Here is a 15853-nt window from a genome sequence, read left to right on the forward strand (position 1 = left end):
GCCCGTATCATGCTATTTTTCGACTTTGTAATTGTTGAAAGAAAGGGCGTGGAACGCATTGATGAAACAGTTGGAGAGGAAAGCACTTCAGTTGAGAATCGAGGTACTCAAAATGATCTACGAAGCTGGTTCTGGCCACATCGGAGGTTCTCTTTCTTCGCTGGATATTTTGGTGAGCCTCTTTTATGGAGTTATGCGATTTGACCCTCACCGCCCCTTTTGGGAAGAACGGGACAGGTTTATACTCAGTAAGGGGCACAGTGTTGAGGCTTATTATGCCGTGTTGGCTGATCTGGGCTTCTTTCCCCGAGAAGAATTGCGTAACTACTGCCGTTTTGGTTCTCGCTTGACTGGTCATCCTACCACCAAAGTGCCCGGGGTTGAAGTTAACACTGGATCTCTGGGCCATGGCTTGGCAGTAGGCGCTGGTATGGCCATGGCTGGGAAGATGGATCAGAAAGGTTACAAAGTTTATGTCTTAATGGGTGATGGCGAGTTGGGAGAAGGCTCGGTTTGGGAAGCGGCGCAAATTGCTGCTCACTACAAACTGGACAACCTGATTGGTATCGTGGATAGAAATAAACTTCAGATAAGTGGCTGCACTGAGGATATTTTGCGATTGGAAGATTTGATGAATAAGTGGAGTGCTTTTGGCTGGGAAGTTCTGAATGTTGACGGACACAATTTTGAAGAGTTATTGAAAATTTTTAAAGCAATACCCTTGACTAAAAATAAACCTCATGTGATTATCGCTCACACCACAAAAGGGAAGGGTGTATCCTTTATGGAGAACGACCGGAGCTGGCATCACCGGGTTCCCAGCAAAGAGGAGTTTGAGAAAGCTTTGGGAGAGCTAAGTACGAAGTTGAGGGAGCTTGAGGAAAATGAATAAAATTGCTTTGAGACATGCCATTGCCGAGGCTTTGTTTTCGATTGCTCAGGTTGACCCCAGGGTTGTAGTGGTAACTTCCGATGCTCGAGGTTCTGCGGGGATAAGTATGTTTTTTGACCAAATGCCTGAGAGGGCTGTAGAAGTGGGCATAGCAGAGCAGTCAGCGGTAGGAATAGCTGCTGGCCTGGCACTTTCCGGTAAAAAGGCTTTTGTTTTTGGTCCTGCTTGCTTTTACTCTGCACGCAGCTTTGAGCAAATTAAAAATGATGTTGCCTACACGGGAAGTAACGTTAAAATTATTGGGGTAAGCGGAGGGGTGAGTTATGGACCACTTGGAAGTACCCATCACACTCTCCACGATATAGCTCTCTTTAGGGCTACACCGGGTATAGATGTTATATTACCTTCCGATGCTTTTCAGGCTAACGCAATAATAAAGATGCTTTGCGAAAGGGAAAACCCAGCTTATTTGAGAGTGGGTAGAAATCCGGTTCCGCTTATCTATGATAGTCCAAAGAGCACTTTCAATTATGGGAGAGGAGTGGTTTTGAGAAAAGGTCAAGACGTGGTTTTAATAGCCACCGGAGAGGTAGTATGGCACGCTCTTGAGGCAGCCAGATTGCTTGCCGAGGCAGGCATTGATGCCACCGTTCTGGATATGCCCTTTATAAAGCCTCTCGACGAAGAATTGATAATTGAAGTGGCTTCGCAGATTCAGCGAGTGGTTACCATTGAAGAACACAGCGTGTATGGAGGGTTGGGAGAGGCGGTTACCCACTGTCTTTCCGAGCTGCCATCGGTAGCGGTAAAGATTCTGGGTATTCCTGATGAGTATCCGGTTACCGGAACCCAGGAAGAAGTATATAGGCATTACGGTTTCCATGCTGAAGGCATAAAGGGTGCAGTAATGGATTTTCTTGGGAAAGTTGGGTGATGAGCTTGTCAGCGTCTTATGTTCTGGTTATTGACCAGAGTACTACAGGGACCAAGGCTATCCTTTTCGATGAAAGTTGTCGACCTGTAGAGCGAGCTAATGCTCATCATAAACAGTATTATCCTCGCCCTGGATGGGTGGAACACGACCCGGTAGAAATCGTTAATTGTACTTACGAAGCTTGCAAGAAACTAATAGAAAAAGCTGAAGTGGATGTGCAAAAAATAAGAGCTATTGGTATTACCAATCAGAGAGAAACAGTCGTTGCCTGGGACAGGGAAGGGAGGCCAATTTATAATGCTATCGTTTGGCAGTGTCAGAGAGGAAAAGAGCTTTGTGATAGTTTGAGGGAAGCTGGTTATGGGAATTTCGTAAAAGAGAGAACAGGTCTTTTGCTCGATCCTTATTTTTCAGCAAGTAAAATAGCCTGGATTTTTAGTAACCTTAAGAGTTGGCCAGGAAGCCGTGAATTGCAATGGGATGAGATTCTGGTTGGGACCATTGATTCCTGGTTGGTGTGGAATTTTACTGGTGGAAAGATGCATGCCACCGATTACTCCAATGCCAGTCGGACCATGCTTTTAAATATTGATACTTTGGAATGGGATGAAGAAATTTTGGAGTTGTTTTCCATACCTCGTTCGGTTCTTCCTGAACTTCTTCCTTCTGATGCCCTGTTCGGATATACGGATCTGGGAGGTATTTTGCCTAATCCTTTACCGATTGCTGCGGTTATGGGTGACTCAAGTGCTGCTCTTTATGGTCAACTGGGATATGAATTTGGGGCAGTTAAAGCGACTTATGGGACAGGAACTTCGATAATGGTCAATACCGGCAATACAAAGTATGTCGCTCGCTCAGCGGTTACCTCGGTTGGTTGGTTTGTAAATGAAAAGCCGACTTTTGTGCTGGAAGGTAACATCCATAGCTCTGGAGATACCATCCGCTGGTTAATAGAGGAAGTGGGGCTATATTCAGCTTATGAAGAAGTGGAACAATTAGCCAAAGCCCTGGATGATAATCAGGGAGTGTATCTTGTGCCTGCTTTCGTGGGACTGGGAGCTCCTTACTGGAAAAGCGGTGCACGTGCTTTGATTTGTGGTCTTTCTCGGGGAGTTGATAAGAGGCATTTTGCGAGGGCAGCAGTTGAGTCCATTGCTTATCAGGTTTTTGATCTTTTTGAGGCCATTGCCAAGGAAGGAGGATTTCGTTTCGAGCTTTTGCGAGCTGATGGTGGGGCTACCAGGAATGATTTTTTGATGCAGTTTCAGGCCGACCTTTTGCGTGTACCGGTTGCAGTAAGCAGTATAGAGGAATGTTCGGCAAGGGGTGTGGCTTTGCTGGCAGCACAAAAAGTTGGAATACTTGATGAGCAAGCATTGTCGCTAACTTCCCGGCTTTATGAGCCTCGGATGGATCTGGCACTTCGTAATCAATACCTTTCGGGATGGCACAAGGCTGTGGAGCGAGCAATGCTTGGAGTGTGAATTTACTTTTTCATCCGATTCTGTTTCAGAGTCGGCGGGGTTAGAGGAAGTGGGATTAATGTTTAATAACTCCTCCCGGTAGTCTGGACAGAAGACAAAGAACCTGCTTACAAGCTCCTTCGTGGCACCTCAAAAGCAAAGTTGACAGTTTCTTTGTGTTGGTTACAATTTGAGGTAATTCTGACTTAGGGAGGGAGACGGTTGCAGGCGCTGATTATACAGCACGTGCTTTGTGAAGGTCCGGGTCTTTTGTACCCGGCTCTTTCTGCTGCAGGTTGGGAGCTTGATTTACGGGTAATGAGTGAGGAAGGAGTAGTTCTTCCCAACTCTCTGGAGGGTTATCAGGCATTGATAATCCTGGGCGGTCCAATGGGAGCTTATGAGGAAGAGCGCTATCCCTATCTTTATCAGGTTGAAAACTTAATACGTGATGCTTATGCACGGAAGATCCCCACGCTGGGTATTTGCCTTGGGGCTCAAACCATTGCCAGGGCGATGGGTGCCTGGGTGGGTCCAAACACAGTTAAAGAAATTGGTTGGTCAAAAGTTTATTTAACTCCAGAAGGCAAAGATTTCTGGCTTTTTGAGGGACTTCCTAAAGAACTTTGGGTTTTTCAATGGCATGGTGATACCTTTGCTTTGCCTTCAGGGGCTACGCTCCTTGCAGAAGGAGTGAATTGCAAAAACCAGGCCTTTTTGCTGGGGAATAGTCTTCTGGCTTTGCAATTTCATCTTGAGGTAACCCCAGAGATGGTGGATGAATGGTGCAAAGTGTATCGCGATGAACTGGTCGAGTTTGGAGGACCGGGTTTTGCAGAGAAGCTTTCTGAGGAAACCAAAAGACGTTTTGAGGAGGACCGAAAAATCCGGGAGCGTTTTCTTGAAAGCCTACTTCTTTTCCTTGCAAAAGCTAAATAAGTAAATAAAAGATTTTGTGGGGAGCGTTTCTTTTTGAATTTAGCTCCCCACAAAACCAGCATTTACTAAGGCAACGCTTTTTCTTTTACCACCCGCTGGTACCAGTAAAAGCTTTTTTTGGGAATTCTGCGCAGAGTTTGATAATCGGTGTAAATGATTCCAAAGCGCTGAGCATAGCCCTGTGCCCACTCGAAATTATCGAGAAGTGACCATAAAAAGTATCCCTTTACGGGATATCCTTCTCTGATGGCGCGATACAGTTCCTTGAGGTGTTCCCTAAGAAACACCACCCTTTCTTCATCATCGATTTTGCCTTCCTGATTTGGTTGATCGGCAAAAGAAACTCCGTTCTCGGTAATGTATATCTCGTGTGGATGGTAATCCTCAGCTACCCTCTTTATGATTTCATACATGCCAGGAGGATATATCTCCCAGCCCATTTCACAATATTTGCTGTTTTCAGGGTGGACAAACTCGATTTCTAAGAGGGGATGACCCCCTTTTTTGACTATGTGACGCGAATAGTAGTTGATACCCAGAAAGTCCAGAGGTTGGGTTACCAATTTCGCTTCTTCCTCATTAAATTGGGGCAAAGCGAATCCCTTTTGTTTATACCATTCGAGCATGTCTTCGGGAAAAAAGCCTTTGAATACTGGGTCAAGAAACCAGCGATTCAAATATCCGTCATAGCGCTTAGCAGCCAGGAGATCTTCCTCGTTTTTTGATGCAGGATGGACCGGAGACAGGTTAAGTGTAATTCCTATGGGACTGGAAATACCTTGCTTGCGAAATTCCTGTACTGCCAGACCATGGGCAAGCGAGAGGTTGCGGCTCACACGTAAAGCAGCTAAGAAATCCTTTTTGCCCGGTGCCATCCAGCCTTCGTAGTGCCCTGGAAAGGCTACCACCCAGGGCTCATTATGGGTTATCCACATAAACACCTCTTTGCCGAACTGTTGAAATACAAACGCTGCATAATCCTGGAAAGCTTCGACTGTTTCTTCGCTTTCCCATCCTCCCCTATCTTGAAGAGCCTGAGGTAAGTCCCAGTGGTAGAGGGTAACTGCTGGTTTTATGCCGGCTGCCTTGAGTTTCTCTATCAGTTGCTGGTAGAATCTTACTCCTTTTTCATTTATTTGGCCTTTTCCTTCAGGAAATATTCTTGGCCAGGAGATGGAAAAGCGGTAGGCATCTATTCCCAACTTTTTCATGAGTTCAACGTCTTCTTCAAAGCGGTGATAGTGGTCACAGGCTACGTCTCCTGTGGTTCCATCTTTGATGGTTCCTGGAGTGTGAACAAAGCGGTCCCAGATGCTTTCTCCTTTTCCATCTTCGTTCCATGCTCCCTCAATTTGATAGGCTGCAGTGGCTACCCCGAAAATGAAATTTGAAGGAAATTTACACATTCAAGAATACCTCCTTTGGTGTATTGAATTTACATAAGCGACTCACTCTTTAACAGCACCTACAGTCAATCCGGAAACAAAGTGTTTCTGCATGAAAACGAACAAGCTCACTACTGGAATGATCATTAATGCCGATCCAGCCATAAGAGTGCCGAATTCTTTCAAATAGAAAATCCCAAAAAGGCTTTGTAAGCCGACTGGAAGGGTATATTTTTCCGTTTCGTTAAGAACGATAAGGGGCCAGAGAAAACTGTTCCAGGAAAACACAAATTGGTAAATGGCAAAAGCACCGAGTGCTGGCCTACTTAAAGGCAAGGCGAATTTGAGAAAAATCGCAAATTCGCTACAGCCGTCGATACGAGCGCTTTCCATAACTTCGTTGGGTATGCTGTCTACCATAAACTGGCGCATCAAGAAAATTCCAAAGGGCGAAGCCATGAAGGGTATGACCAGAGCGTAATAGGTGTTCATCCAACCCAACTTAATGGTAATCACGTAAAGTGGTATGAGAATTACCTGAAAAGGTACGATAAGCGCAGCCAGAACCACTGCAAAGAGGGGTTTGCGCAGGGCAAAACGATATTTGGCAAAAGCAAAGCCGGCTAATGAGCAAAAGAAAACAGAAAGAATGGTAAGCAGAGTGGTAACCAAGATGCTGTTTACATACCACCTTCCATAGGGGAATTTTGAAAAGAGCTCTTTGTAATTGTCGAGAATGGGTTGCTTAGGAAAGAGGGTGGGAGGGTAGTTGAAGATTTCTCCTGAAACTTTGAAAGAAGAAGAAACACACCAAAAAAGAGGAAGGAGCATGAATATGGCTCCCATAATGAGAAGAAGATGCAAGAAGATTTGAGCGGGTAAGTTTTTAGTTGGCATAATTGTTCCTCCCAGGTTGATCTAATCGAATTTTGCCTTGCGTTACTCTAACTTTTTTCACCTTCAAAACCACCCATCAGGTTGATCTGAATCCAGGAAAGGATAAAGGTCATTCCAAAGATGATAAAGCCTATGGCGGCTGCATAACCAAGGTTGAGATATTCCATGCCAGTGCGGAAAAGATAAATGACCAAACTCATGCTCGAGTCGGCAGGACCACCACCGGTGAGGATATAGGGTTCGTCAAAGATTTGGATGGAACCAATTAAAGTTATGACCACCACGAATAAAATTACTGGCTTTAAAAGAGGAAGGGTTATTTTCAAAAAGCTCTGCAACGGGCTGGCTCCATCCACTACCGCGGCCTCATAAAGTGACCTGGGTATGGATTGTAATCCCGCCAGAAAGTAAACCATATTAAAACCAGTCCATCTCCAAGCAATAAGCCCTATTACTGCCAGTTTGGAAAGTGAAGTGCTCCCTAACCAGTCAAGGGGCTTTCTACCTAAGGCCATAAAGAGCACGTTGAACAGACCATAATCTCGGTCATAAAAAAGTGTGAATACGATAGCGGCTGCAACTACTGAGGTAACTATAGGGACGAAATAGATGGTGCGGAATAACTTCTTAGCCTTGATCAGAGCTGAGTTAAGCAACACAGCAAGGAGTAGGGAAAAGACCAGGTTAATCACCAGACTGGCTCCCATGTACCAGAGGGTATTGGAAAAAGCCAGATGAAAATCCGGATCTTTAAGGAGGTTCACGTAATTCCCCAGCCCTACGTAAGTCATTTCGCCAATTCCTGACCACTCGTGTAGACTGAGATAAAGACCAAAACAAAGGGGATACACCATAAAGACAGCAAAGAGGATGTAAAAAGGCGATATGAAAAGGTAGGGAGCTATTCTGTGTTGTTTGTTTTGCCAAAGGCAGGCTATGTTTTTCAACATTTTTACCTCCTTACCCCCTCTGGTTGAAAAAAACCAGAGGGGGTGGAACTTGTCATTTCATAAGACTGCGAATTTTAGAGATTGCGTCTTTCAAGCCTTGTTCGGGAGTTTTTTGGCCAGCTATTACTGGGGTGACAGCTTCTTTGTAGAGAGCTTGCATAGCTTCTGACCAGTAAGGGCTTTGCCATTGCACCGGAATCTGTAAAGCGGCTTCGGAAAAGACCTTTCCAATTTTCTGATTTCCATAGTAAGGATCTGAGAATTCGGTGATTTGGGGATCGGTAATAGCTTCAATCATAGTCGGAAAGTACTGAAGCTCTAAGAAGCGCTTGATCTGGTTTTCTTTGGTCATGTAGGTGTAGTGCAGGAAATCAAAGACCAGCTCCGGGTTTTTGGAGTATTTAGTTATTGCAAAACCGGTTCCACCAGCAGTGCTACTACGTCTGCCACCTTCTTCCCAAGCGGGTAGAAGCTGAATCCGCCATTCTCCAGCTTGCTCGGGCACCTGGGGTTTTTGGTAATATACTGACCACCAATCAGGCATGTAATTGCCAACCACTTTACCCTCTTTCAAAGCAGCGAAGTGAGGTGCATCATAGTAAGAAGAAGTGGGCCACAGAATGCCTTCCTGAACTCCTTCCTGGAGGAAACGCAAAGCCCGGATTGCGCGGGGATCGTCTTCGGCCATCAGATTGCCTTCGCTGTCAAAGAGCACTCCGTCTTGTTGGTAATAAAGAGCAAGGAAGTGATGGGGAGCGTCTCCACTGCTTTCAACGGCTGCTATGTAATGGCCTTTTTCTTTAAGTTTGCGACCTGCTTCAATAAAATCTTCCCAGGTTTCAAGAGGAGTAGCAATTCCTGCTTCATCGAAGACCGATTTCCGGTAGTATAGAACTACTGGACAGAGTGCGCTTTCTACACCATAAATTTTTCCTTTATACATATAAGGTTCCCAGCGCAAGAATTTGTCCCTTTCTTCTCCAATTAGCGGAGTGAGATCTACCAAGGTTTTTTCGGCAATATCTCCTTTCATGAAGCGAGAGAAGGCGTTTATCTCAATACCGATTAGGTCAGGCACTCCTTTGCCAGCTGCGAGAGCGGTGAGGATTTTGGGCCAGAGCTGGTTGTAAGGTATCTGGGTGAATTCAAAATTTATTTTGTATTCCGGATGCATAGCGGCCCACTCTTCGCCTCTTCTTGTGAAAAATTCCACATAGAGATTGTCGTGGGTCCACATGGAGATAGTTATTTCTTCCTTGGTACTTGCCCCATTGACTCCCAGGAGAATCACAGTCATCAAAATGGCGAGCATCAAGGTTGTGATTTTTTTCATGGCTCACTCTCCTCCTTTTTGTAAGTTGCTCAAAGTTTTTGAAAGTGCTGACAGCACTTTCCCCAGGTGTTCGCGGGGTAAATCTTCACTGAGTTCCAGAACAAACCTTTCTTTAAGGCACCTCCTTCCCATCAAGTTTTCGAAGAATTCGGCAATTTCTTTTTCTTGACGATAGGCAAGATTCGCGGGAATGTTGGCTGCTATCACCTTATCTTTCCACACTTTGTGAGCTTCTTCTAATTCCAGATCACCCCCTTGTTCAGGCATAGTAAAGGATTCTACAACATCTATCGGGGCTTTGCTTATCAACTCTTTCAACGCTGATAATTTCCCGTCAAGATGCAGCATGCAGGTAATTCCCTCCTTGCGGAGGGGGGTGAGGTATTTCTGGTAGATAGGAAGACAAAACTGCTCAAAAAGCCGAGGAGAGGTGAAATCCGAGGTAATGTTATCTACCCACCAGAACAGTTTCTTTTCGGGTAGGGAATGGTAGATATGCATTGCTTCTTCCATTTTCTGGCATAAACAATTAATGAACATTTCCAAATCTTTGGGGTGATCGTAAAGGTCCAGAAGAGTTCTTTCAGGGCCAGCAAGATCGATCAGTAGCTTCTGAAATGGCGAGCGCTCAAACAGGGGTAACATGGGAACCGCTACACCGTCTTCACCCAGTTCTTGGGCGATTTGTAAGAAATCCGCTATCTTTTCACGGAAAATGGCCTTCTCTAGGAGATAGGTCATGGTTTGATAATCTTGAGGTTGTTTGATAAAGTGTTCCTGTTTCCATTCACTTCCATAGGGTCCTATTTTAAACACTTCTTGCAAAGAACCCACGGGTGTGGAATAGGTTCTTATGGTTAGAGCTTCTCCATTTTTCCAGGTTTTTTTCTCTTCCACGGTTATCTCAGACGGGAAAGCTATTTCGTAAATGGGAACACCCATTATTAAAACGCACCCAGCGTTTCGGAGTTCCCGTTCTGACTTGCCCCGGGGGAGCAAGAAGTGATAAGCCAGAACCGGTGGATGATCAACTTTTTCTCTGTTGAGACATTTGTAGAACCTTTCTTGAGGGTTTATTTCGTAGCTCAATTTCCTTACCTCGCCTTCTTTATGGTTTTTTCTGGGTTGCTTGGGTCGATTTTTGTATTACTATGCGGGGCTTTATTTCTTCTCTGATTACACCGGAACTATTACCAGCAATTCTTTTCAGAAGGATTTCTGCAGCTTTTTTGCCCATTTCATAGTTGGGTATGAGCATGGTGCTCAGCCGGGGAAGGGTACAAAAGGAGTAGGTGCCGTCAAAGCCCATCACGGATACTTCTTCAGGAACCTGGATGCCTCTATCATTGAGTGCTTCCAGGGCACCCACGGCCAGGGAGTCACTGTGTGCAAATACTGCTGTAAAGTTGATGTTGCTTTTAAGGGCTTTATAAATACTTAAACAGGCACTCTGCGGTGCAAAGCTGTCGCTTTTAAGAACTAATTTTTCTTCAATTGATAAGCCCATTTTTTTAAATGCTTTGCGATAGCCAGCCTCACGCAGGGAGCTGGTGGTACTGTTTTTGACTCCCAAGGAGAGAACCTTACGATGGCCCAACCTTAGAAGATAGTTTACGGCTTCAAAAGCTCCGTTTTCGTCATCTACAAAAATGGCATCGATTCCTTCCACGTTGCGGGGAGCGTGGACTAACACTAAGGGAATGTTGAATTGCTGAATTAAGGATATGGCTCTTTTAATTTCAGGACTGTGCCAAGCACTAAGTATTATCCCGTCTGGTCTGTTTTCCAGGACATTGGTGAGTTGATGGAAGAGCTTTTTGTCTGAAAAGTCAGTATTGTAAATGGAGACATCATAGCAGCTTTTTTCCATGACGTCCTGAATTCCTCTGGTTACACTGGCAAAAATGGGGTTGGTAATGTCAGGTATTATATAAACCACGTTAAAACTTTGTCTTTTTTTTAGGCCTCTGGCTATCCGATTGGGATGGTAACCCAGTTCCTGAATAGCCTTAAAAACTTTCTCTACCAATTCACTGCTTACAAAACGGTTGCGGTTGATAACCGCAGAAACCGTAGCAACTGAGACACCTGCTCGTTTGGCTACATCTTTGATGGTTGGAGTTCGTTCTTTTTTCTGCATTTGTCCTTTCCTCAGCTAAACGTTTAGCTAAACGTTTAGCTGAATTAAAACATAGAAAAAAATGTTTGTCAACAGGAACTTTTTGGGAAATGTGTTTAATTAAATGTAAAATGCATATAGATAAAACTTTAAGTTTACTTTCACGGGAGGTGAATACAATGCAGGTAGTGGGATTCGTGGGGAGTCCGAGAAAAGGTGGAAACACCCAGCTTCTTGTAGAAAGGGTTTTATCCGGAGCTTCCTCTAAAGGAGCTCAAACCTCGATTTACTTTTTAAACGAATTAAACATCCGGGGTTGTCAGGCTTGTAATTACTGTAAGGAACACGGGGAGTGTCGTCAGCAGGATGATATGGTGCAACTTTACAAGGCGATAAAAGAAGCTAAAGGATTGGTGATTGGCTCTCCTATTTATATGGATTATCTAAGTGCACAAACCAAACTGTTTTTGGATCGGCTTTTTGCCTTTTTGGGTCCAGATCTTCGCCCCACCCTTTATTCTGGTAAGCGAGCGGTACTTGTTTACTCTCAGGGAGGAGGTAATAATCCCGAGGTTATGGACTCTCTGGCTAAATTTCTCAGAGGAGTTCTGGGTATAGAAGTGAGGGGCGTTGTTGGTGGAAATGGTTTTAACGAACTGGGCGCTGTGAAAAACAGAGACGACTTGCTCAATAAAGCTTTTTCTCTGGGTCAAGAGCTGGTAAGCGAGTGATCACTCGCTTATTGCTTTAAATTTTCTTTCTTTAGTCTTTAGCTCAGAATCATTTTTGGTTTGACAAAGCGTTCCTTTTTCTTTACAATTTTATTTAGACGTCTAAATAATTGGTGATGAGCTTGTGTTTGGCGAAAATGAAGACTCCTTGCACGGTTTGTTACGTCAGGTAATAAGGCAACACTTCATCAGGTCCCACTTTTTATTCAGAAAGGTTGGACTACATAAAGGTCAACCCCTCATCCTGGCTTTGCTCTGGGAAAAAGATGGTCTGACCCAGAAGGAAATAGTTGAGGCCCTGGGTCTGCGACCTTCTACGGTAACCATTATGCTTCGGAGAATGGAAAAAGCGGGGCTACTGCAGCGTAAAACCGACCAACAGGACATGAGGTTTTCCAGGGTTTATCTGACTGAAAAAGGGCAACGCCTTCGTGAAAGAGTGGAACTAATCGAAAAACAACTAAATGAAGAGTGCTTTTCAGGTTTCACTTCTGAAGAAAAAATGCTGCTTAAAGGGTTTTTGATGAAAATACGGGACAATTTGAAGAGGTTAAACGATGAAACCGAAAACGCTTTGCAGTGAAAATAGCTCGGGAAAAACAGCTTTTCAGGAGTTTTTACCATATCTACGGCCTTACTGGAAGGAGGCTCTTTTAGCTCCGCTTCTTATGGTGGTGGAGGTAATTTGTGATTTGATGCAACCCCGTCTTTTGGCCCGAATGGTCGACGTGGGAATTGTGAAGGGTGATGTTCACTTAATTTCCCGAACCGGCATACTCATGGTGGGAATTGCTCTTCTGGGTATGCTGGGCGGAGTGGGTTGTACTGTTTTTGCAAGTCGTGCCAGTCAGGGTTTTGGAACTGACTTGCGGTCTGCAGTGTTTCGCAAAGTTCAGTCTTTCTCTTTTTCCAGTCTGGACCGCTTTGCTCCTCCTACTCTAATAACTCGCATAACTAACGATATTACCCAGCTTCAGAACCTGGTTCTCATGGCCTTGCGCATTATGGTGAGAGCCCCACTTCTTTTTGTGGGAGGCATTGTGATGGCCATTGCCATAAACTACCGGATTGCCCCAGTACTCCTGGTTGCTGTAGCTATTGAGCTTGCGGTTTTCTTTTATTTACTCAGGCGAGGTTTACCCCTTTTTGCTCTGGTGCAGCAGAAAATAGATCGAATAAATACCATCATTCGAGAAAATCTGGCCGGTATCCGGTTAGTCAAGATTTTTGTCCGCTCTTCCTGGGAAAAGTCGCGTTTTGATTCCGCTAATCAGGAGCTTATGAAAGCCACCGTGCAGGCTTTCCTTCCCATCATTACTTTGATGCCCCTCATAATGCTGGTTATGAATCTCAGCATTGTTGCTGTTCTCTGGTTTGGGGGACTTCTGGTGCAGAGGGGCGCGATTCAGGTTGGGGAAGTAATGGCCTTGACCAACTATGTAACTCAGATTCTCTTTTCGCTAATGATGATCGGACACATTTTCATTTTCGTAAGCAGGGCTGGCGCTTCTGCAAACCGAGTTCAAGAGGTGTTGCAAGAACCCGTGGATATAGTCAATCCTCCCCATCCAGACACAAAACCCATTAGGGAGGGTGAGGTAGTATTTGAGAATGTTTCTTTCAGTTACGCTGGGCGAGAAGGGGAACCAGTGCTCCGAAATATCTCTTTTTCTGTAAGGCCTGGAGAAATGGTGGCCATCGTGGGCACTACTGGTTCAGGAAAATCCACTCTGGTGCATCTTATTCCCCGCTTTTACGATGTAACGGGAGGAAGAGTCCTTGTCGACGGGGAAGATGTCCGCAAAAAAGATCTCAAAACCCTGAGAGCAGCTATCGGTATGGCTCTTCAGGAGCCGGTACTTTTCTCAGGTACTATCCGGGAGAACATCTGTTGGGGAAGGCCGGATGCCTCTTTCGAGGAGATAATGGAGGCAGCCAAGATTGCCCAGGCCCACGATTTCATCATGAGTTTTCCCAAAGGTTATGACACACCTCTTGGCCAGCGGGGCGTTAACCTCTCAGGGGGCCAAAAGCAGCGCATTGCCATAGCCCGGGCAATTGTGAAAAACCCAGCCATTTTAATACTCGATGATAGCACCAGCGCTGTCGATCTGGTTACTGAACAGCTTATTCTGGAAGGCCTGAAAAGACGAAGTAAGAAGTGCACTACCTTTCTTATCACTCAAAGAATTTATACCGTGATGAATGCTGATAGAATTCTGGTTCTTGATAGGGGTGAGTTGGTGGCTCAGGGTACCCACCAGGAACTTCTGAATACCTGCTCTATTTACAGGGAGATGTATGAACTACAGGAAAGAGAGGCGAAGGGTGTTGGCGTTTGACCATAGAAAGCCGGATTCCACTTCTTCTGAAACCAGGGCTGTGCCTGGGCTGGGTCCAGGGAGGCATTTTGCTGTAGTAACCAGCAAACCGGAAGACTCCCTGAATGCCTTGAAAAGGCTCTGGCAATATTTTCAGGGTTATCGGTGGCAGTTGATCGTTGTTTTTATCCTGGTGGGCTTTTCTTCGCTTTTGATGCTGGCAGGCCCTTATTTCATTGGAAAAGCCATCGATGAATACATCGTTCCCAGAGATTTCAGAGGCCTGGTACGCCTTCTGGTGTTCATGGGTTTTGTGTATCTTTTGAGCTCTCTCTTTTACTGGCTTCAGGGCTACCTCATGGTTAATGTGGTTCAGCGGGGTGTTGCTCGGCTACGGAAAGACCTTTTTGATACTTTGCAGGCCTTGCCGCTCCGTTTTTTCGACACCAGGCCTCACGGTGACCTGATGAGTCGGTTAACCAACGATGTCGACAACATTAGCAACTCTTTGAGCAACACCATTACCCAGATGTTCTCCGGAATAATCACCATTCTGGGAGCGGTAGTGCTGATGCTCTGGATGAGCCCTGAGTTGACCGCAGTTAGCATAGCAGGTATACCACTTACTCTTCTGGTTACTCGCTTGGTGACCCGGCATACCCACAGGGGTTTTCTTGCACAACAGACTATATTGGGCAACCTTAATGGGATAGTTGAAGAGAATATTTCTGGCCTCAGGGTGGTCAAGGCTTTTGTTCGGGAAGAAAGTGAAATGGAGCGCTTTGAAGAGGCAAACCAGGCTCTCAGAGAGGCAGGAGTAAGGGCGCAAATATATGCTGGTGTAATGGGTCCGTTTATGAATGTTATCAACAACCTGAACCTGGCAATCATTGCTGGGGTTGGAGGATGGTTTGCAACGCGAGAAATAGTGAGCATAGGCACCATAGCCAGCTTTATCGTCTATTCCAGGCATTTTACCAGACCCCTGAATGAGTTGGCTAACCAGTTTAATATGCTTCAGTCGGCTGTGGCCAGTGCGGAAAGAATATTCAGAGTTATCGATGAGTCACCAGAGCCTCCGGATGCAGAAGAAGCTGTAGAATTCAAGGAAATCAGGGGTGAGGTGGAATTCCGTAACGTTTCTTTTTCTTACCAGAGGGGAGTACCGGTTCTTAAAAACGTAAGTTTTCATGTTAAGCCAGGACAAATGGTGGCTCTGGTTGGGCCAACCGGAGCGGGTAAGACCACCATCGTGAACCTCCTGGCCAGGTTTTACGAGGTGGATAGTGGAGAAATATTGATAGATGGCGTTGACATCAGGAAGATTAAAAAAGAATCTCTTCGTTCTCTTTTAGGAGTGGTTTTACAAGATACCTATCTCTTTTCCGAATCGGTGCGCGAAAACATCCGCTATGGGAGGCTATCAGCAACCGATGAAGAAGTGGAAGAGGCAGCCCGCCTGGCCAATGCGGAACAATTTATCCTCGGCTTGCCTCAGGGTTACGATACCATCCTTACTGATGGAGGGGAGAATCTAAGTCAAGGCCAGAGACAGCTCTTGGCCATTGCCAGGGTGATCTTGAAAGACCCAGCCATTCTTATTCTGGATGAGGCCACAAGCAATATTGACGTTCTGACCGAAAAACATGTTCAATCGGCCATGCTCAACCTGATGAGGGGTCGTACCAGTTTTGTCATTGCCCACCGTCTCAGTACTATCCGTAGTGCTGACCTGATCCTGGTGATCAACCAGGGAGAAATTGTTGAGCAGGGTACCCATCAGGAGCTCCTTGAGAAAGAGGGGTTTTATTATCGCCTGTACACGAGTCAGTTTGGTTTGAATTCTTCTATTTCTGTTCCCGATTCTTGAAGATTTTTGGCAGTTT

The 15853-nt window shown here is 45.3% G+C and carries 14 protein-coding genes; 8 read left to right on the top strand and 6 right to left on the bottom strand.

Annotated elements, in window-relative coordinates; translation table 11 throughout:
* Nucleotides 1-61 precede the first annotated feature (61 nt).
* From QBE54_RS01345 to QBE54_RS01360, 4 genes are all read left to right on the top strand, one after another.
* Nucleotides 62-892 (top strand): transketolase, encoded by an 831-nt coding sequence (locus QBE54_RS01345; protein ID WP_369018567.1) that lies wholly within the window; start codon nucleotides 62-64, stop codon nucleotides 890-892.
* Nucleotides 885-1826 carry a transketolase family protein gene (locus QBE54_RS01350; RefSeq protein WP_369018568.1) on the top strand — a complete coding sequence of 314 codons (942 nt, stop codon included), beginning with the start codon at nucleotides 885-887 and terminating at the stop codon, nucleotides 1824-1826. Before QBE54_RS01345 ends, QBE54_RS01350 begins: the two co-directional genes overlap by 8 nt.
* Nucleotides 1826-3313 (top strand): FGGY family carbohydrate kinase, encoded by a 1488-nt coding sequence (locus QBE54_RS01355; protein WP_369018569.1) that lies wholly within the window; start codon nucleotides 1826-1828, stop codon nucleotides 3311-3313. Before QBE54_RS01350 ends, QBE54_RS01355 begins: the two co-directional genes overlap by 1 nt.
* A 201-nt stretch (nucleotides 3314-3514) precedes the next feature.
* Nucleotides 3515-4231, top strand: a complete 717-nt coding sequence (locus tag QBE54_RS01360; RefSeq protein ID WP_369018570.1) for a type 1 glutamine amidotransferase — start codon at nucleotides 3515-3517, stop codon at nucleotides 4229-4231.
* A 65-nt stretch (nucleotides 4232-4296) separates the two neighbouring features.
* Here the strand turns inward: QBE54_RS01360 and QBE54_RS01365 are convergent, their stop codons facing one another.
* Genes QBE54_RS01365 through QBE54_RS01390 form a run of 6 tightly spaced genes read right to left on the bottom strand, consistent with a single transcriptional unit; the run spans nucleotide 4297 to nucleotide 10936 of the window.
* Complete coding sequence (locus tag QBE54_RS01365; RefSeq protein ID WP_369018571.1) at nucleotides 4297-5637, bottom strand: GH1 family beta-glucosidase; 1341 nt, start codon at nucleotides 5635-5637, stop codon at nucleotides 4297-4299.
* Between the two features lie 42 nt (nucleotides 5638-5679).
* Complete coding sequence (locus QBE54_RS01370) at nucleotides 5680-6513, bottom strand: carbohydrate ABC transporter permease (protein ID WP_369018572.1); 834 nt, start codon at nucleotides 6511-6513, stop codon at nucleotides 5680-5682.
* A 47-nt stretch (nucleotides 6514-6560) separates the two neighbouring features.
* Nucleotides 6561-7463 carry a carbohydrate ABC transporter permease gene (locus tag QBE54_RS01375; RefSeq protein WP_369018573.1) on the bottom strand — a complete coding sequence of 301 codons (903 nt, stop codon included), beginning with the start codon at nucleotides 7461-7463 and terminating at the stop codon, nucleotides 6561-6563.
* A gap of 52 nt (nucleotides 7464-7515) precedes the next feature.
* Nucleotides 7516-8796 (bottom strand): ABC transporter substrate-binding protein, encoded by a 1281-nt coding sequence (locus QBE54_RS01380; RefSeq protein WP_369018574.1) that lies wholly within the window; start codon nucleotides 8794-8796, stop codon nucleotides 7516-7518.
* Between the two features lie 3 nt (nucleotides 8797-8799).
* The gene (locus tag QBE54_RS01385; RefSeq protein ID WP_369018575.1) at nucleotides 8800-9885 is read right to left on the bottom strand and encodes a uroporphyrinogen decarboxylase family protein; all 1086 of its coding nucleotides are present in this window, start codon (nucleotides 9883-9885) and stop codon (nucleotides 8800-8802) included.
* Nucleotides 9886-9904: 19 nt separating this feature from the next.
* On the bottom strand, nucleotides 9905-10936 hold the full coding sequence (locus QBE54_RS01390; protein ID WP_369018576.1) for a LacI family DNA-binding transcriptional regulator: 1032 nt from the start codon (nucleotides 10934-10936) through the stop codon (nucleotides 9905-9907).
* Nucleotides 10937-11094: 158 nt separating this feature from the next.
* Here QBE54_RS01390 and QBE54_RS01395 point away from each other — a divergent pair, with 158 nt between their 5' ends.
* The 4 genes from QBE54_RS01395 to QBE54_RS01410 all read left to right on the top strand — a co-directional run bounded on the left by QBE54_RS01395 (nucleotide 11095) and on the right by QBE54_RS01410 (nucleotide 15837).
* Complete coding sequence (locus QBE54_RS01395) at nucleotides 11095-11646, top strand: flavodoxin family protein (protein ID WP_369018577.1); 552 nt, start codon at nucleotides 11095-11097, stop codon at nucleotides 11644-11646.
* 124 nt (nucleotides 11647-11770) lie between these two features.
* Nucleotides 11771-12229 carry a MarR family winged helix-turn-helix transcriptional regulator gene (locus QBE54_RS01400; protein WP_369018578.1) on the top strand — a complete coding sequence of 153 codons (459 nt, stop codon included), beginning with the start codon at nucleotides 11771-11773 and terminating at the stop codon, nucleotides 12227-12229.
* The gene (locus QBE54_RS01405) at nucleotides 12204-13988 is read left to right on the top strand and encodes an ABC transporter ATP-binding protein (RefSeq protein ID WP_369018579.1); all 1785 of its coding nucleotides are present in this window, start codon (nucleotides 12204-12206) and stop codon (nucleotides 13986-13988) included. Before QBE54_RS01400 ends, QBE54_RS01405 begins: the two co-directional genes overlap by 26 nt.
* A complete protein-coding gene (locus tag QBE54_RS01410; RefSeq protein ID WP_369018580.1) occupies nucleotides 13978-15837 on the top strand; it encodes an ABC transporter ATP-binding protein in 1860 nt (619 codons plus the stop codon). The genes QBE54_RS01405 and QBE54_RS01410 overlap by 11 nt, the downstream gene beginning before the upstream one ends.
* Nucleotides 15838-15853: the final 16 nt, after the last annotated feature.

The sequence above is a fragment of the Thermatribacter velox genome (assembly GCF_038396615.1).
GTDB lineage: Bacteria > Atribacterota > Atribacteria > Atribacterales > Thermatribacteraceae > Thermatribacter > Thermatribacter velox.